We start from the raw sequence: 16,563 nt of genomic DNA, 5'->3' as shown, positions 1-16,563 counted from the left end.
TTTTTTTGCGGAGAATATCAATTACAGACACAATGTTGATAATTAGAGCCATTGTTGAACAGCGTGTGCGGCAGTAAGATACAAGTATAACGACGCACCGAAACGGCGTCGAGCATATTCGCTAATTGGAGAGGGGATTATAACCATGATTTCTACGCAATCCGTACTTTTGAAGCCGCTTTCAACTGAACAGCTGAAGCAATACAAGAGAGACGGTTATATTATTATCAAAAAAGGCTGCAGCGCCGATTTAATCGATGCTTTTAACAGACACATCTTCGAGCTTCGTTCAGCTCCGCTGGACGAAACGCCGGACTGGGCGCGCACTTCGGAGAAAGCCCGCTATTCTACGCGTTTGTTTAATCCGCATCAGCATGACAGTTTTTCCCGGCAGGTGATGAAGCTTCCGGTCGTACGGGGCGCTTTGGCTCAACTAATGGAAAAGGAAGCGGTTTGCGTACAAAGCATGTTCTTCTATAAAGAGCCTGGCTCCCCTGGCCAAGCGGCGCATCAGGATTTTTATTATATTAAAAATGATCCCATGACGATGGTTGCAGCTTGGATTGCGATGGAAGAGCAGGTGGACGTTGAAAACGGCTGTTTGTGGGTCATACCGGGCACACATAAGCTTGGACTCCTGCCGCATGGCAAGGTGAAAAACTTGGAGGAGCATGAGGAGTGGACGGACGAAACCGAAGGCATAGATTTATCGCAGCAAATTCCGGTCATTATGGAAAAAGGAGATATTTTATTTTTTCATGAGCTGTTGATTCATTCCTCGAACCGCAACCGGAGCACAGATCGCTGGCGCCGTTCGTACGTCTGCCATTATATTCGCGAAGATTCGGCTGTGACGCTTCGCGAGGACCTTCGCGAGAAATACACATTGGTTTAATGGCTGTCGTCCCCGACGTCAGAGCTATGGTAAACAACGATGAAGGAAGAGTAAAATAATAATGCATGAATGATGAAGAGACCCGAGGATGAGGAAGGTATAAAGAATGAACAGCTCACCAAGTATGCTATCCTACAACAACATAAAAATGGCTTGGGCGGGGACCATCCTCTATCCTTCTGGCGGACGCTACGGTCCTCGGGTGCAGGATGATATCCAACTGGTGCTGTTGCATTCGGGCGAGATGAAGATCGAAATTGACGGAACGGCGCATGTCATAATGCCCGGCTCTGTCGTATTGCTTAAGCCCGGACATCATGAGCATTTTACTTTTTCTAATCGAGGCGAGACATGGCATCGCTGGATATCGATTCATATTAGCCCTTTATCGATAGAGGAGAGCGCTTATTTCGAGGCGCTGCCTCTGTTTCAACCGATCTCCGAGGAGTTAAATCGATTAACAGATGTAATGCTTTCCTTACAATCCGATCATCCATCGAATAGTGATGTTTTGCGCAGCTTAGGAATGTCGGCGCTTCTGCTGTATATTTCAGAAATGACACGGAAGCGAGAGCTTGAGGAGGTACATCCATCGATTTTAATGGCAAAAAGCTTGATTCACAGCACCTATCATGATGAACTAACTTTAACTATGCTGGCAGATCATGGCGGTGTGTCGCCTGAGCATCTAGTTCGTTTATTTCGAATGAATGAGAAGACGACACCGATCAAATACTTATGGCGTTATCGGGTGCTTAGAGCGCTCGAGTTTTTGACGCATTCCGGTCTTTCGATTACTGAAATTACGCTGAGATGCGGATTTAAATCTACGTTTCATTTTGCGAGAATGGTCAAACAGCACACGGGCAAAACGCCTACGGAAGTTAGGCGTTTTTCATGGAAAGGGAACCTATCCGAATAAAAGTGCCAACTTCCTCTGCACTCATTTGTGTTTTGTCTCCTTATAATAACCTCTCTTATTACATTTCAATCAGTTCCTTTTTAACAAAACGAATCCACTCTCGTGAAGCAAAGGAGAGGTATTTGTCCTTGCGCCAGATCATGGATAACTGCCATGGTATGGCGGGCTGGACGACCGCAACGGAAGAATAGCGTTTAGCGTCAAGCTGTAAGCATATACCCTCAGGCAGCAAGGTAATCCCGTATTTGGCTGAAACCATTTCGGTCATGAAATCCCACTGTGAGCTCTCAAATACAATCTTCGGTTCAAATCCTGCTGCTTCGCAATGCTCCTTGATCAAATGATGGATCGTAAAGTCATTGCGGAACATGATGAATGATTCATGCTCCAGCTGACTCATTTGTATATTCGTTTGCTCAGCCAACTTATGCTCGGGATGAACAACCAACCGTAAATTTTCATTAATGCAGGGCAAGACATGATACCTTTCCTCGTTTTTCACCGGAAGAATAACCATGCTGAAATCCAGATCCCCTTGAAGAATATCCTGTTCTAAGCTTTGTCCGCCTTGTTCAATAACTTGCAGCTTGATTTGAGGATAGTGGGTAGAAAATTTCTCAATGACGGAGGGCAAGAAATAACTTCCTACCATTGGAGGAATGCCGAGGCGAAGGGTGCCCTTTTTTAATGTTATCACTTCTTCAAGCTCACTTGACATATCTTCGAACGATTGGATGATATGTTTGGCTGACCGAAGAATGGTTAATCCGGCATCCGTTAATTCGATTTGTTTGGCAGAACGGTCGATTAGCTGTACGCCTAGATCCTCCTCTAACAGTCGAACCATTTTTGACAATGAAGGCTGGGTTACATGCAGTTTTCGCGCCGCCTGCGTGAAGCTTCCCGCTTCGGCTACGGCTACGAAATAATTTAAATGTTTGAGATCCATGAGAGTGGCTCCTTTGCATAAGAGCAGAAAACCGCATCAGGTCTGCTTTACTGCAAGTATAGTGAAAAGGAATGAAAACTATTCGATATATGTATTTTACCTATATGTCCAGGGGGTGTAAACTTAGCCGTATCAAAAAAATCAAACAAGAAAAAAGGTGTTATCATGAATAGGTTAGAACAAATGATTAAACCCATCGCATCAAGACCGGCATCTGCCTCTTTGACTATAAAGGAATCGATTGTGCTTCCACCCGATACGAATCATCACGGTACGATTTTTGGCGGAAAATTAATGGCCTATATCGACGATGTGGCAACGATCGCTGCAACGAAGCATTCACGTCGGCCCGTCGTTACGGCTTCAACGGATTCCGTAGACTTTTTATATCCCGTTAAGAAAGGCGACGCGGTCAGCTTATCGGCTTTCGTTACCTGGTCCCACAAAACATCGATGGAGGTTTTCGTTCGGGTCGTGACGGAAGATCTGTTGACAGGCGGACGCAGGGTTTGCGCCACCTCTTTCTTGACGTTTGTCGCTCTAGGCGAGGATGACAAACCAACGGAGGTTCCTGGTGTCATTGCGGAATCCGATGAGGAGCGTTTGTTGTTTGATACAGCGCCTGAGCGGAAGGAAGCACGCAGAATTCGCAGACAAGAAAGCAAGCATTTTGCAAATTATATGGGAACGGACTACGCCTTTAAGGATTCGCGGAATGATGCTGGTTCGCAGCGCACCGTAAATAAAGGATATGAATCAGCTTGGGGCGTAGAGTGGTAATAGGTTAATCATACAAACAGGATGCCGAATGATAATCACGGCAGCCTGTTTTATTATGTTAGTCAGGTAAAATGCGTTGCAATTGCTTTTTTGAAAATAGGGATAACCTCTTTCCGCATATCTTATAGTACGGTAACTAATGAATAAAGGAGCATGCCATGGATGAGGTCGGAAGAGTATTTGTGAAGCTTGTCATTTTCCTATTTACGCTTCTTTTTATTATTCCAGCCATCATTTTTTCAGTGCTTGTTATTGGTTTAACCGATCACTTGAAATCCGGAGTTATGATGCTAATATCTGCAGTGGTACTTAAAATCATAATTAAATTTAATGGTGTTAATCACTCTTCTGAAGCCAGAAGAAAGAGCTATCATTCTCGCTTGTGGAGGAGAAGCGCATTCGACGCGCAGTCGAATCAAAATAATCTAAATCATTCGCCGCCGCCGCCGTTAATTGATATTTATAGAGAAATTGACGATCGGAATGGAGAGACAGAAAAGATCTACCGTCTTATTGCCCAGCATGAGTCAAAGCATGATTACAGAGATGAGGATTAAATTGGCATATTAAAAAATATTAATCCCATCTTCCCCCTAATATCAGATAAGATGTGCGAAAGATAGATGATATAGGGGGATGAGTCAGCATGGAGAAAAAGCGATGTTTGTTTTGTTCAGAGATCGTACCTATCGAGGTAAAAGGGGAGTATGACCGTTATCTAAGCTGTAACTGCTCACCGGGCAGCTATTACAGCTTGCTTAGAGATCATTATTCGGTGATAAATTCATTATCCTATTCCGTTAAAAATAAACGTTTTCCTCTTATTTCAGGCTACATCAGGGAACATTCGGATTGCGGCGAGAGGGTAACATTGACCATAGAGGATTTAGAAGCCATTGAAAAAGCCCCAACCATTCCAGTATCCGTTGAGGATAAGGAGGCCCGGTTACTGCAATATGTCTACCGGAATTCCGAAGCGCCAGGCGCGTCGGTCGTTATCCAGCCTTTGGCAAATAATTATAACTTGACGTATTCGCCAAATTTGCAGGAGCTTGTCTATATTATTGAGAAGCTAAGAGAAGCCCAATTGTTGATACGGGAAGGGATGAMCTTCAAGCTTACGGAAAAAGGCTGGAATGAAGCGGCTGCAAGTGCAGGAGGAAGAAAGCTGAAGCCTTGCTACGTTCTGCTGCCGGATGATAAGGGGATCCGTAATGAATGGCTGGAGAGCATATTTCCGAAAATAGAGCAAAGCGGATTTTTGCCGCGACTATTTCAACAAGTGGATAGGGAAGATAGTGAAGCGCAATCCATTACCGAAATTTCGGACAGCAAGCTGATTATTGCCGATATTACTTATCACGCACCGGAGGTTTATTTTGCGGCAGGCTATGCGCTTGGCAGAAGTATCCCGGTCACATGGACGATGAAGAGCAGCCAAGGTGTCGATTCTTACGTCCATGCACAACCTGTTCGTCCGCTCATTTGGGATAATCCAGAGGATTTGGCTACTATGCTGCAGCAGAGGTTGGTTTATAAGGAATAGGGGAAAAACAATAAAAAAACACACGCATAAATTGGTGTGTTTTTTTGTTTGCATATGTAATGCTTTCAACCGGACTATTATCCGTACGACCTAGATACAAACTAGCTGCACATCGAGGTCGGTTTAAGCGCGGCATTGAAAGCAGCTCTATTTTCCCATAGAAAAGAGAGAATTTCATTTTGCTCATCGAAGAAATATTCGCTTTGATCCCAGTAATCTTGACCAAGTCCGTGTACGCTGTACCGATCCTCTCCGTAGCTCATTAACGTCCATTGACCTCCGCGTTTCCGGTCATCAAAAACAAAATAAAATTTTTCGCCTACCTCATCCCATTGAGCCAAAGTGTTAAAATTCTCAAGAATAAATGTAATGTCCGTTTTCTTTTTGATCAGCATCAGTAATCTCCTCTTTCTTTATAAAATAATAGTCATATTTAGTTGTAAGCTTGCATAAGAACAAGACAAGAATAAACGATTTTGCTGAAAAAGTATGTCAAACGATAGGTGCAGTTTATAGGAATGTTTGACGAAATATGCCGCAGCGGTGTTTAGCCGAATGAAATGCAAAGATGCCATGAATTTGTAGGACAAGCCTGTGTGCTCAAGGTATAATTATAGTGACTATTTAAATTAATATTCATTCGCTAGAAAGGAGTATATTTATGACTATTTATTTTGCGTTATTGCGTGGCATCAATGTGAGCGGGCATAACATGATCAAAATGACAGAGCTCAAACAAATGGTTGAAGCAATGGGCTGCAAGCGAGTGAAAACGTACATAAACAGCGGGAACGTGATGTTTGAAGCAGAAGAGAACGCCGCTACATTGGAGGAAAAGATCGAAAAGGAGATCAGCCGCGTCTTTGGATTCAATATTGCTGTCTTCGTGAGATCAGCATCAGAGCTTGCGAGCATTATCGACCATTCACCGTTTAAGTCGGTTGTGCTGGAAGACAAACAAAGCATCCATCTTACCTTATTAAAAGAAGCTCCGTCTCAAGAGCAATTGGATAGATTACCGGAAGTCGAACAAGGCGAAGACGAATACTTGATTGAAGGAAAAGAAATCTACTTTCTTTACAGACAAAGCATATTAGACTCCAAGCTTACCAAAAAATTTCAGAAGCTGCTGCCAGCTACGGCTAGAAATTGGAAAACCATTCTCAAGCTGGATGCTATGGCAAGAGCGTTGGAGGGTCATTAAATATATATAACCAAATATAAAAGAAATGAAGCTTTTCGCCATCGGAAAAGCTCCATTTCTTTTTTTTAGGGTTTAAGCGCTATGCCGTGACTTCTCCGCTCTCATGGCTGCACTGCCAGTGGATGCCGAACTTATCTGTGAGCTGGCCGTAGCATTTGCTCCAAAAGGTTTCTTGAAGCTCCATCCCAATCTTACCGCCATCAGCAAGCTTGTTAAACTGGGATCTCACTTCATCTTCGTTTTTGCTAACTACGGTAAGGTTGATATTATTTCCTTCAATAAAAGGCATTCCTGGAAATACATCAGAGAACATGACCGTACTTCCCATTATATTTACGCGTGCATGCATGACAAGATCTTTCGCTTCCTCTGGCAGCACATAATCAGGGTGTTGCGGCATGTCTCCAAAGGTCGTGAAATGTGTGACTTCTGATCCAAAAACTTGTGCGTAATAATTTGCGGCTTCTCGGCAGTTTCCATTAAAGTTCAAATATACTTCTAGGGACATTACATTCACTCCTTCATTATTTATGCTTCTTAGGCATTCCATTATTTCCTTGTTTAGTGTAACATTTTGGCTTAAATAAACAAAATATATTTTGGTAAATTCATATATATTTCTGATTATGTATCCATTGCAACGTAAAAAAAAGCCCTCAGTTGCTGAGGGCCTTCTTTGTTTTTGTTTAGTAGCCTTTGCCGAATACGCCGCAGCTACAAGCGATAATCACCAATAGTATGAAAAGCACCAGAATTGTACCAGTGTTAGTAAAAGCACCACCTACATGACCGGACATGGTATAAAAGCACCTCCTTGCGTGTTGAGTACTCAGTAATGTATGCGAAATTGAGGGTAGATGATTGGGTGTTTGTTCCGGTGGCCATTTTTCCGTGTGATTAGCCTAGGGAAAATACTTGCGCTGAACAACGGAAAAAAAGCAGCCTAGCAGGTTTTTTACCTGATCTAGACTGCTTGATAGTTATCATCAAATCTTTTTCTTCACTTTGTAACTTTTTTTCTTCTGGATTGGCACTTTAGGAAAACGATTCGAGCAACGGGATAGGCCGAGTAACCAGCTGTCGGAACGGCTCAGCGTGCGTGTGTTTTTGGCTAAGTTTACGKCGCTTATCGTTAGAAAAATGATGATTCCATCACCGGTATTGTTATTGAAAAGCACCTTATTCGGCTTGAGGTCGCCAAAACCGCCTTTCGCAACAAATTTGCCGGGAGTTGGATTCGCTTCGATTTTAATTGCAAAAGCATCATTGTTGAATAAGAAATTTAGACTTTTTAACGTCAGCTTTTGATTGTTTTCTACTGCGATAACCATTTGTTGCAAAAGAATAGTTTTGCGAGGACMAACCGCAATATCCTTTTTACCGCCTACGATTCCATTAAGCTGAAGCATACTTGGACACCTCCATTAACTCTGTTAGCTATGCTCTGTTAGCTATGCTCTGTTCAAAATTAGCAATCATGTTTCCATTTCCGATGCTTCTTCCCAATGATCAAAACTTTTTGACCCGGTTTAACAAAAATAACTAAAACGCTTTTCTTCTTCATGCCTCCGAAACCCATCCTAACCACCACCTCATTGCTAAGTTAATCTAGTATATTCATAGATTTATAGGATTGATTGGACATTTGATTCTGCTAGGTTTGATTTTTTATGCTTTGCAACCGTAAACGCGGTCATTGTCATTCCAACGGGTTGGGAATTTTTTTGTTCCAATTCTGATCAAATAAATAGTGATTGAATTTAATTATTTATGCTATTATTATTCTAAGAATCTAGTTCTTAAGAACTATGCAAATATTGTAAAAAGAGAGGGAATCGATTAATAGATATGTTAAATCAATTGCTTATTCATCTAATTATCGTATTATTTCCGATCTTTATCGAACAGTTCTTTTTTTCACGAAAAAAAATAATCAATAGCCTGCAATACCAAATTATGAATGGATGTATGTTTGGATTATCTGCTGTACTTTGTATGGCTGTTCCCGTTCAAATGATTGGCAGCTTTCAATGCGATTTACGCAGTATTCCATTAATCATTTCAATTGTATATGGCGCTGGAAAATACGTACCGGGCGTAATTGCTATTCTCATTGCGGGATTGTATCGGTATTATATTGGCGGGGATGCTGCTTTTATTGCTGAATTATCATTCATACTTATCCTTGGACCAGCATTTCTTTTTGTAAAATCATTTCTTGGCTATTCACCGATTAGAAGAATTATTCTATGTTTACTGCTATCGTTTAATTCTGTAATCGTAACGTATGCGCTGCTGGTCTTATACATAAATAATTTCCAGTATTTCATAGAGCACCAAGCATATAGCTTAATGTTTGCGACGGTTCTAGCTGCGGCATCATTAATCGGTATGGGAATATCAACCATGCTAAAGGAGCATCTCATCGAAACCGCTTATTTGAAGCTTGAACTGGAACGCAATGAAAAGCTGAAGATTGTTAGCCAAATCGCGGCTTCCGTTGCGCATGAGGTGCGTAACCCGCTAACGGTTGTAAAAGGTTTTCTGCAGCTTTTAAAGGAATCGGTAGACGATAAGAAAAAGGATTACTTGATAATCGCATTAGAGGAATTGGACAGGGCGGAATTTATCATTACCGATTATTTAAATCTGGCAAAGCCGCATTCGGACCACCTTGAATTAATCGAGGTATCCAGCTTTCTGGGCAGCACCTTGGAGATGATGAATTCCTATGGATTAATCCAAAATGTCCAAATCCAATTAAACTGCAACCAAACGGATTTATACGTATGGGCGGATAAGCCAAAGCTGTCGCAAGTGCTATTGAATTTGATCAAGAACGGCGTTGAAGCGATACCGGATACGGGTGAAGTAATGGTCAATGCCTATTATCGATTTGAAGAGATAATTATTGAAATTATTGATACAGGAAAAGGAATGAGCAAAGAGGAATTAGACAATATCGGCACGGCTTTTTTCACCACAAAGGACACTGGCACCGGGCTGGGCGTACTAGTTACGGTTCGTATCGTTGAGGCACTTAGAGGCAAGATCACTTTTGAAAGCGTTATCGGAAAAGGAACGAAGGTCGTGCTTCGTTTTCCGTCCGCTGAAAAGGAACAATAGAGTATCAGGAATGGAAAAGTATTCGATTAAGGCTGCTCAGCATCTGCTGAAGCAGTCTTTTTTTTGGTGAAAATGACGTTTCAAGTGAAACGCTTAAGGAAATAATTAATAAATAACAGTAGGGAAGTGATGCAGCGTGAAGAGGCTCAAGTTTATTCTCAGAAATTCATCCTCCGGTCATAAAGCAGAGCATGAAAGCTCCAATCAGGCTTTGTTATCTAATAGCATGAAGGACAATGTAAACAGCATTCATGGAATCTTACAATCTCCCGGTGATCTAATTACAAAGGAAGTAGAAGCAGGAAAAACGGGCCGAACCTGTATTCTTCTTAGCATCGACGGTTTAATAGATAAGACATTGATTCATGAACACTTGATGAAACCCATTATTGAATTTCGCTATCATGATACGGCTGAAGAAACGACAGATGCCAACCATTTCTTGCAAATATTAAAGGATGAAGTCCTGCCGCTGCAGGAGGTTCAGGTTATTTACGGCATAGAGCAGTGTTTATTTGCTATCCTCTCAGGAGACACATGCCTCTTTTCGGACGGCGCGGACCGTGCGTTAGTGATTGGCAGCAAAGGCTGGATAAGGAGGCCCATACAGGAGCCTCAGACCGAATCGCTCATTCGTGGTCCAAAGGACGGGTTTACAGAGGATATTAGAACCAACTCTTCACTAATTCGCCGCCGAATTCGGGATCCTCATTTGAGAATGGATTCCTATATGATCGGAGCACGCTCTAAGAAGGAGGTTATCGTTACCTACATTGAAGGCGTTGTTCATCCGGCCATTGTTCAAGAAGTAAAAAGACGGCTCCTTACAATTGACATTGATGATGCAGAAGGCTCGGGTTTTATTGAGCAATGGATCAGCGACAGCTTTTTATCGCCATTTCCGCAAGTTATGAATACGGAACGACCGGATCGCATGTCCTCTTCCTTACTGCAGGGCAGAGTGGGTATTTTGGTCGACGGCACACCTTTTAATCTGATTTTGCCGATTTCCATAGCCATGGCGTTACAATCACCCGAGGATTATTATCAGCCTTGGCTGTTGTCTACGCTAGTTAGGCTGCTTCGTTTGATTTCGGCATTTTTAGCGACGTTTCTACCTGGTTTTTATATCGCATTAGCGGAATACCATCACGGAATGATTCCATCGAATATTGCATTTTCCATCGCGGCTGCGAGAGAAGGAGTTCCTTTCCCGGTCTTTATCGAGGCGGTTTTGATGGAGGCTACTTTAGAAATATTACGTGAAGCTGGAGTTCGGCTGCCTAAGCCAATAGGACAAACGATTGGAATAGTGGGAGGCCTCGTCATTGGTGAAGCAGCTGTCTCCGCTGGCATTGTAAGTCCAGTCATGGTTATTGTCGTAGCCGTTACAGCGATTGCGTCGTTTACGCTGCCTGCCTATTCCTTTGGCATTTTAACGAGAATACTGCGTTTTGTTGTCATGCTTGCCGCATCTTTTTTCGGTCTGTTTGGCATAATTTTAGTGTTTCTAATGATATGTATTCATATCGTAAATCTAAAAAGCTTTGGTATGCCGTATTCGACACCAATCTCGCCAATGCTTCTGCAGGATTGGAAGGACTTTATTTTGCGCGCACCAGTAAACTTTCTTAAGAAGAGGCCGGAAATGCTGCAGACCGAGGATGAAAATCGTATGAAACCGTAAGGAGATTGAAGCTGATGARCATGAAAAGCTGGGAATATGGCGATGAACGTATTGGCCAAAAAGAAACGGTGTTTACAATTGGCTCATTAATAATCGGGATTGGCATTCTCACGCTGCCCCGTACGATCGCCATAGCGACAAATTCACCTGATGGCTGGATTTCCATTTTGATGGGAGGCACTGCAGCACTCCTTCTTGCATGGATGCTTGGTAAGCTCGCGGCTCGAATCAACCGTAGAAATTATTTTGATTATACGGCAACCTTGACTGCTAAACCAATCGCTTATTTGGTTTCCTTCATATATACCGTTTATTTTTTGACATTTACCTCCTATATAACCAGGTCAGTGGCGGAGCTGTCGAAGCAATTTCTGTTTGAACGGACTCCTCTTGAGATAATCTTATTATCGTTTTTGCTCGTTGTTATTTATGCCGTATCAGGCTCACGGGTTGGGATCATTCGACTGGCTGTCTTGTTTCTTCCTTTCGTGCTAATCGTTACTGGCATTTTTTTATTGCTCAGTATTAATTTATTTACGATTACGAATCTGCAGCCTGTTTTTAATACCGATTTGCATGCGCTGATGATGGGGGCGAAGGAGACTGTTTTTTCATTTCTTGGCTTTGAATCTATTCTATTTTATGGGGCTTTGATGAGAAAGCCTAATCAGGCGCCAAAACTGGCCACCATTGCCGTTTTGCTTTCTATGTTTACTTATTTGTTGATCTACATTTTCACGATCGGAATCTTCTCTTATGAGGTTACTCAAAATATTGTATATCCCACGCTGGAGCTCGCTCGAGAAGTCAGTGTTCCCGGTGAGTTTTTTGAGCGTCTAGAATCCTTATTCCTGATCTTTTGGGTTGTATCCATATTCGCTACATCTTCAATAGCATTAGATATCACTGTCCAATCAACAAGCTATATGATCAAGCTGGATAAGAAAAAGGTGTTATATATACTCAGTCCGATCATCTTTTTAGTTTCGATGATGCCGCAAAATATCGTTCAACTTGCGGCGTTAGGGATGCTTGTCAGCCTATTGGGTCTTGTTACCGCGATGATTATTCCAGGAATATTATTGCTTATAGCCAAAATACGCGGGGTGTAACGAGTGCGAAGAAAAATGAAGCTTTTCCTTTGTTTATCCGTGACCTGCATCTTCCTATCAGGCTGTTGGGATAGAATCGAGCTGGAGCAGCGCGGTTTTGTAATCGGAGTTGCGATTGACGAAGGGGCTAATTCCGCAGATCCCGAGCTCAAAGGCAGCGCGCAAACTTTTAAGGTAACCTTCCAGGTTGTCATTCCCGCAGGATTAAAGCAAATGGGCCAGCAGGGCGGCACGCTGTCGGGGAAATCCTATTTCAACGTGTCTTTCGAAGGAAAAAGCATGCAGGCGATTATTGCTAAGATGTCAACGCAAACGAGCCGTATGCCTTTCTTTGAGCATCTAAAACTGATTGTCGTGTCCGAGAAGGTTGCCAAGACAAAATATGGGTTTGCAAATGTACTAGACTTTTTCCTGCGGAATAATGACGCTCGTAGAAACGTTTCGATCATGATTGCTAAAGGCGATGCGAGTAAAGTTTTTGAAATTACTCCGGAAGGCGAGAAAGGACCGGTTATGTTTATTCATTCGATTTCTAAACATAAACAAAGCATTAGCATGGTGGCTGAAACAAGAATTGGAGATATTCATGAGTATTTGCTGAAAAATGAAAGCTTCGATCTTGAAAAAGTAACCGCGGTGAACAAGGATGTTTCGCTTATTGGAGCAGCTGTCATGGATGCCAATAAAAATAATTTGGTTGGTTTCTTGAACGAGAGGGAGACGCAAGGCCTAAATCTAATAAAGCCCAAAATTAACGGTGGAGCACTGGAGGTTAAAATGGGCGATAGTTTGGTTGTATTTGAAATTGAGCGTATCGAAAGAAAAATTCAAGCTGATACAACTGAACTCAAGCCCATTCGATTCCATATCCATGTTTCCATCGAAGGAAGAATTTCAGAAGCCTTTGAACGAATCGATTTCCTTGAACAGGACCCGATAGAAGAGATTCAGAAGAAAATAAAGGATGAGGTTGAGAGGATCATTCACAAAACGATTTGGAAAACGCAGAATGAGTATAAAAAAGATGTTTTGGGCATGGGGGCATATTTGAAGCGAAATAAACCGAAAGTATGGAATAAAGTAAAAAACAATTGGGATACGGAATTAAATTATTTTTCCAAGAGCGAAATTTCGGTTACCTCCACAGTGAAAATAAGAAGGATTGGTTCCGTGAACAAAACAGAGAAAAGGAATGATGGGCAGTGAAAATCGATCTGAACATTGGTGCGATACCTTCAGGATTAAGCTTCTTTTGCGCGCTGCTGACGGTTTGTATCCCGCTAGCCATCAGTTTGATTCATGCAAAGCTGCATAAGCTGGGAGATCCGCCTTGGAAAAAGAATTCGGATCCTGAACAGTAAAACAATCCCCCAATCTTATGAATAAAGATTGGGGGAAGCTATTTATTTCATTCGCAGCATCATGGTCCACAATGATGAACTTTCATAGCCAAGCCGCCAGGCCGCAACACCTGCCAGATCATAGGCTTTGGCAATATCAATGCGTGCTTTCACCGTGCTTTCGGTTTCCGCCCAGAACAGATAGGTGTAACCGTCCTTGACGTACTTATACTTCATTTGTCCGGATACAGGGTCCAGCACTCCAAGAGCATTCGTCTCGGCAATCAGCTTAGGAACCTCTTTCATAAAAATGGCGCGATTCCCAACCAGCTTGTTCAAGCTGTCCAACTTCCATTCCCTTACGTAAAACGGAATGCCAAGCATAAGCTTATTTCGAGGAATGCCATAGCTTAAAAATTGTTTTACGCCTTCTTCAACCCAATGCAGCCCAGCGACTGAACCAGGGGTTTCGCTGCCGCTCCAATGTTCGTCATAAGCCATAATGATGACAGTATCCACTACTGTTGCTAATGCGGCATGATCATAGGCTGTCAAGTGATTCCAGCTCAAGCTGCCGCGGGGTAAGTCGATGGATATTTGCAGCCCTTTGGCATGCACGGCTTTGGCGAGGGCAGTTACAAAGGTTGTATATGCCTTTCGATCGCTGCCGGCCACCTCTTCAAAGTCAAGGTTGATGCCAGCTACGCCGAGCTGTGCCAGCTTTGTAGTGAGATTATTAATAAACGTCAGCTGAGCGGATGTGTTTTTTAGAAACTCCGTCGTCATTTTCTTGTTAAATTGGTTGTGAACAAGAGGCATGACTTTTATGCCCTGCGCTTTAAAGGTATTCGCTACCGTTTGATCTGAAGTATCGGTCAGCTTTCCATTAGCGGAAGCGAGCTCAAACCAAGTAGGGGAATCAATGGATAAGCCTTGTGTATTTGCAACCTGATTGATAACGGTAGAGCTTGTCGCGCTTCCATTCCAAGCCAAATAGATAAGTTTTTTTGTATTGCCCCAGATTTTACGTCCTTCGATCGTTCTTACGGTACTGTTGGAATAGCCCTTCGCAAAAGCAATCGCGCTGCTTATTGCATTAAAGGATCTGATCTTCTTTTCTCCCTGATAGACAGCTAAATACGGAATGCCAGACCAATAAACATAGCCTTTGTATATAACTTCAGCATTAGGCGTTTTCTTAGCCAGCTGCACAGCTTTATCTAAGCTTATGAAGGAATGCAGCGTAACGCCATTTTGCATAACCAAATAGGCAGGAACGTTGGAATGAACGATTTTTCCGTTTGCCGTGTTGCGAACCTCGCTTCCTGGAATGGCATTGGATGCTTGTATGGCATCGTATAGGAAGGAGTAAATAGGTTGATCCTGAGCAGGATTACCATTCACAGTGATTTGGTATACGGGAGTTGCCTTTCGCTGGGCTGTTTTTTGAGCAGCGGTAAGATTGCTCCATACCCAAGTGTTCGTCGATAAATCGAGAATGTGCGCGTTACCCCATTTTTTGGCTTCTTGCTTGGCGGCTGCAAGGGTAAGGAAGGACCAATTCGTTCTGGTTTTCTCTCCTTGATAAAGCCTGAATTTGGCATAAGACTGATAGACCCAGCCAATGTTTTCTAGATCACGAATATGTACGTTGGTTAAAGATTTTGCTGCGGATAAGGCTTTAGCATAAGTGGCAAATTCCCATTTTGGGTTCGTCTGGCCATTCTGATAAACCTTGTAACGTGGAAAGTTGTCCCACACCCAAGCGCGATTGGCAATTTTCTCGACATGGCTGTAGCCAAATTTTCCTGCATAAGTGATAGCTTGCGTTTCAGTTGCAAATTCACGAAGCGCTTGGTCATTCTGATAGACACGAAACTTCGTCATTTGCGCTGCTGCAGCATCTGCGATTCCACTAACAGACGTCATTAGGGTTTGGCAGAACAATAGCAGCAGCAGAGCCGTACTCATTTTTTTTCTCATATGAAGCTATTAACACTCCTCTCTAGTCAAGTGGTTAGACGCATGAGGTAGAGGGAGGTTGCTCGAAAGCTATGAAAATATCTCTAGTAATTATTGGTAATGGGATGAGTAGACTTATATAGCCATAAAAAAAGCATCCTAGAGCTTCTTATCGTCACGATAAGGTCAGCTGTAGGATGCATTTTTCTATTCTTCAGTTATATCTGCCCAAAATTCTTCATCTGCATCTAAAGTTATATTGGAGCGGAAAACACGCCGGTTGTATTGTTTAAATACATATTGCTCGATGGCTTCGAGGATATTAGCTTCAATAATGTATTGGCTGCGTCCATTGACCCAAACCTCGGCCGTATAGCCGTATTCTTCTTCCCAGGAGAGCTGCACTTCAACGTCTGTAGGGCTTACTCCTCTGCGGTCGGCCATATTAAGGCAGATCGCGTTAATAATTTCATCCGTATAAATGCGCACGGTTAGTAAGGTCTCCGTCGGTCTGGCGGGTTACGTTTGCTGCGAAGATAAACGAATGCTACCCTTATGAGCATGATAACTGCAAAGATAGCGAGCAGGTTAATCATTAGACCTAGTATATTGCCAAAAGCACCCCATCCAGCAAATAAGCTGCCGAACATCAAGCCTGCCAAGCCGCCGATCATTAACCCCTTCATCAAGCTGCCGCCGCTAAAAAATCCAGGTTTTGTTGTGCCGGCAGTCGTGCCTGCTTTTGTTCCCGGGTTAGTCTGGCTGACGTTTTCTGATTTTTTAGGATTTTGCGTAACGCTTTGTTTTGGAGATTTTATTCCGCCGCGCGGTTTAGCATCGGCATACTGACCGAATCCTAAAGTGAAGAATAGCGCGAATGCCAGCATGACCATGAATCCCTTTTTCATCTGTCTGTTCTCCTCCTGATATCTTTGTTATTTCCATTGCTATAGAAATAGAATACGGCTAATATAAACAAAGGTTTCATTTCTTCCTATAGGATTGGTTTAAATGTATGAAAGTATAAGCGACATATGCTA

At 42.7% G+C, this 16,563-nt stretch carries 18 protein-coding genes; 11 read left to right on the top strand and 7 right to left on the bottom strand.

Going from position 1 to position 16,563, the window contains the following annotated elements:
* Positions 1-145: 145 nt before the first annotated feature.
* Together AC1DLI_RS00695 and AC1DLI_RS00690 are read left to right on the top strand one after the other, a co-directional pair.
* Positions 146-895: a phytanoyl-CoA dioxygenase family protein gene (locus tag AC1DLI_RS00695; protein ID WP_477598861.1), complete on the top strand. Its 750-nt coding sequence runs from the start codon at positions 146-148 to the stop codon at positions 893-895.
* 106 nt (positions 896-1,001) lie between these two features.
* On the top strand, positions 1,002-1,817 hold the full coding sequence (locus tag AC1DLI_RS00690) for a helix-turn-helix transcriptional regulator (protein ID WP_477598860.1): 816 nt from the start codon (positions 1,002-1,004) through the stop codon (positions 1,815-1,817).
* A 58-nt stretch (positions 1,818-1,875) separates the two neighbouring features.
* Here AC1DLI_RS00690 and AC1DLI_RS00685 read toward each other — a convergent pair whose 3' ends face one another.
* The gene (locus AC1DLI_RS00685; protein WP_477598859.1) at positions 1,876-2,766 is read right to left on the bottom strand and encodes a LysR family transcriptional regulator; all 891 of its coding nucleotides are present in this window, start codon (positions 2,764-2,766) and stop codon (positions 1,876-1,878) included.
* A 165-nt stretch (positions 2,767-2,931) separates the two neighbouring features.
* On the opposite strand from AC1DLI_RS00685, the gene AC1DLI_RS00680 reads away from it, so the two are divergent.
* The 3 genes from AC1DLI_RS00680 (at position 2,932) to AC1DLI_RS00670 (ending at position 5,092) form a co-directional block, all read left to right on the top strand.
* Positions 2,932-3,546 (top strand): acyl-CoA thioesterase, encoded by a 615-nt coding sequence (locus AC1DLI_RS00680; protein ID WP_477598858.1) that lies wholly within the window; start codon positions 2,932-2,934, stop codon positions 3,544-3,546.
* A 158-nt stretch (positions 3,547-3,704) separates the two neighbouring features.
* Positions 3,705-4,103 (top strand): hypothetical protein, encoded by a 399-nt coding sequence (locus AC1DLI_RS00675; protein WP_477598857.1) that lies wholly within the window; start codon positions 3,705-3,707, stop codon positions 4,101-4,103.
* Positions 4,104-4,192: 89 nt separating this feature from the next.
* Entirely contained in the window at positions 4,193-5,092 is a 900-nt protein-coding gene (locus tag AC1DLI_RS00670) for a hypothetical protein (RefSeq protein ID WP_477598856.1), read from the top strand.
* A gap of 101 nt (positions 5,093-5,193) precedes the next feature.
* On the opposite strand, the gene AC1DLI_RS00665 is transcribed toward AC1DLI_RS00670, so the two are convergent.
* Positions 5,194-5,487: a hypothetical protein gene (locus tag AC1DLI_RS00665; RefSeq protein ID WP_308998850.1), complete on the bottom strand. Its 294-nt coding sequence runs from the start codon at positions 5,485-5,487 to the stop codon at positions 5,194-5,196.
* Positions 5,488-5,753: 266 nt separating this feature from the next.
* On the opposite strand from AC1DLI_RS00665, the gene AC1DLI_RS00660 reads away from it, so the two are divergent.
* Positions 5,754-6,296 (top strand): DUF1697 domain-containing protein, encoded by a 543-nt coding sequence (locus AC1DLI_RS00660; protein WP_477598855.1) that lies wholly within the window; start codon positions 5,754-5,756, stop codon positions 6,294-6,296.
* Between the two features lie 79 nt (positions 6,297-6,375).
* Here AC1DLI_RS00660 and AC1DLI_RS00655 read toward each other — a convergent pair whose 3' ends face one another.
* Both AC1DLI_RS00655 and AC1DLI_RS00650 read right to left on the bottom strand, forming a co-directional pair.
* A complete protein-coding gene (locus tag AC1DLI_RS00655) occupies positions 6,376-6,804 on the bottom strand; it encodes a VOC family protein (protein WP_477598854.1) in 429 nt (142 codons plus the stop codon).
* A 478-nt stretch (positions 6,805-7,282) separates the two neighbouring features.
* Positions 7,283-7,705, bottom strand: coding sequence for a hypothetical protein (locus AC1DLI_RS00650; RefSeq protein ID WP_477598853.1), 423 nt, complete (start codon positions 7,703-7,705; stop codon positions 7,283-7,285).
* 439 nt (positions 7,706-8,144) lie between these two features.
* On the opposite strand from AC1DLI_RS00650, the gene AC1DLI_RS00645 reads away from it, so the two are divergent.
* The 5 genes from AC1DLI_RS00645 to AC1DLI_RS00625 all read left to right on the top strand — a co-directional run bounded on the left by AC1DLI_RS00645 (position 8,145) and on the right by AC1DLI_RS00625 (position 13,582).
* Positions 8,145-9,422, top strand: a complete 1,278-nt coding sequence (locus AC1DLI_RS00645; protein ID WP_477598852.1) for an ATP-binding protein — start codon at positions 8,145-8,147, stop codon at positions 9,420-9,422.
* Positions 9,423-9,648: 226 nt separating this feature from the next.
* Complete coding sequence (locus AC1DLI_RS00640) at positions 9,649-11,109, top strand: spore germination protein (RefSeq protein WP_477599339.1); 1,461 nt, start codon at positions 9,649-9,651, stop codon at positions 11,107-11,109.
* 14 nt (positions 11,110-11,123) lie between these two features.
* Positions 11,124-12,221: a GerAB/ArcD/ProY family transporter gene (locus AC1DLI_RS00635; protein WP_477598851.1), complete on the top strand. Its 1,098-nt coding sequence runs from the start codon at positions 11,124-11,126 to the stop codon at positions 12,219-12,221.
* A 3-nt stretch (positions 12,222-12,224) separates the two neighbouring features.
* The gene (locus tag AC1DLI_RS00630; RefSeq protein ID WP_477598850.1) at positions 12,225-13,427 is read left to right on the top strand and encodes a Ger(x)C family spore germination protein; all 1,203 of its coding nucleotides are present in this window, start codon (positions 12,225-12,227) and stop codon (positions 13,425-13,427) included.
* Positions 13,424-13,582 carry a hypothetical protein gene (locus AC1DLI_RS00625; protein ID WP_477598849.1) on the top strand — a complete coding sequence of 53 codons (159 nt, stop codon included), beginning with the start codon at positions 13,424-13,426 and terminating at the stop codon, positions 13,580-13,582. Before AC1DLI_RS00630 ends, AC1DLI_RS00625 begins: the two co-directional genes overlap by 4 nt.
* A 42-nt stretch (positions 13,583-13,624) precedes the next feature.
* Here the strand turns inward: AC1DLI_RS00625 and AC1DLI_RS00620 are convergent, their stop codons facing one another.
* The 3 genes from AC1DLI_RS00620 to AC1DLI_RS00610 form a co-directional block, all read right to left on the bottom strand.
* A complete protein-coding gene (locus AC1DLI_RS00620; protein WP_477598848.1) occupies positions 13,625-15,544 on the bottom strand; it encodes a glycosyl hydrolase family 18 protein in 1,920 nt (639 codons plus the stop codon).
* Positions 15,545-15,730: 186 nt separating this feature from the next.
* Complete coding sequence (locus AC1DLI_RS00615) at positions 15,731-16,012, bottom strand: YxcD family protein (RefSeq protein WP_477598847.1); 282 nt, start codon at positions 16,010-16,012, stop codon at positions 15,731-15,733.
* Between the two features lie 2 nt (positions 16,013-16,014).
* Positions 16,015-16,431, bottom strand: a complete 417-nt coding sequence (locus tag AC1DLI_RS00610) for a hypothetical protein (protein ID WP_309000452.1) — start codon at positions 16,429-16,431, stop codon at positions 16,015-16,017.
* Positions 16,432-16,563: the final 132 nt, after the last annotated feature.

The sequence above is a fragment of the Paenibacillus sp. 01T443 genome (assembly GCF_056398325.1).
Note: the sequence above shows the minus strand (reverse complement) of the source record. Positions and strands in the feature narration are given on the sequence as shown.

Excerpts from the sequence above, each read along its gene's own strand:
- AC1DLI_RS00690 (WP_477598860.1), top strand. The coding sequence starts at position 1,002 with ATGAACAGCTCACCAAGTATGCTATCCTACAACAACATAAAAATGGCT.
- AC1DLI_RS00665 (WP_308998850.1), bottom strand. The coding sequence starts at position 5,487 with ATGCTGATCAAAAAGAAAACGGACATTACATTTATTCTTGAGAATTTT.
- AC1DLI_RS00695 (WP_477598861.1), top strand. The coding sequence starts at position 146 with ATGATTTCTACGCAATCCGTACTTTTGAAGCCGCTTTCAACTGAACAG.
- AC1DLI_RS00610 (WP_309000452.1), bottom strand. The coding sequence starts at position 16,431 with ATGAAAAAGGGATTCATGGTCATGCTGGCATTCGCGCTATTCTTCACT.
- AC1DLI_RS00685 (WP_477598859.1), bottom strand. The coding sequence starts at position 2,766 with ATGGATCTCAAACATTTAAATTATTTCGTAGCCGTAGCCGAAGCGGGA.
- AC1DLI_RS00640 (WP_477599339.1), top strand. The coding sequence starts at position 9,649 with ATGAAGGACAATGTAAACAGCATTCATGGAATCTTACAATCTCCCGGT.
- AC1DLI_RS00660 (WP_477598855.1), top strand. The coding sequence starts at position 5,754 with ATGACTATTTATTTTGCGTTATTGCGTGGCATCAATGTGAGCGGGCAT.
- AC1DLI_RS00645 (WP_477598852.1), top strand. The coding sequence starts at position 8,145 with ATGTTAAATCAATTGCTTATTCATCTAATTATCGTATTATTTCCGATC.
- AC1DLI_RS00620 (WP_477598848.1), bottom strand. The coding sequence starts at position 15,544 with ATGAGAAAAAAAATGAGTACGGCTCTGCTGCTGCTATTGTTCTGCCAA.
- AC1DLI_RS00675 (WP_477598857.1), top strand. The coding sequence starts at position 3,705 with ATGGATGAGGTCGGAAGAGTATTTGTGAAGCTTGTCATTTTCCTATTT.
- AC1DLI_RS00680 (WP_477598858.1), top strand. The coding sequence starts at position 2,932 with ATGAATAGGTTAGAACAAATGATTAAACCCATCGCATCAAGACCGGCA.
- AC1DLI_RS00655 (WP_477598854.1), bottom strand. The coding sequence starts at position 6,804 with ATGTCCCTAGAAGTATATTTGAACTTTAATGGAAACTGCCGAGAAGCC.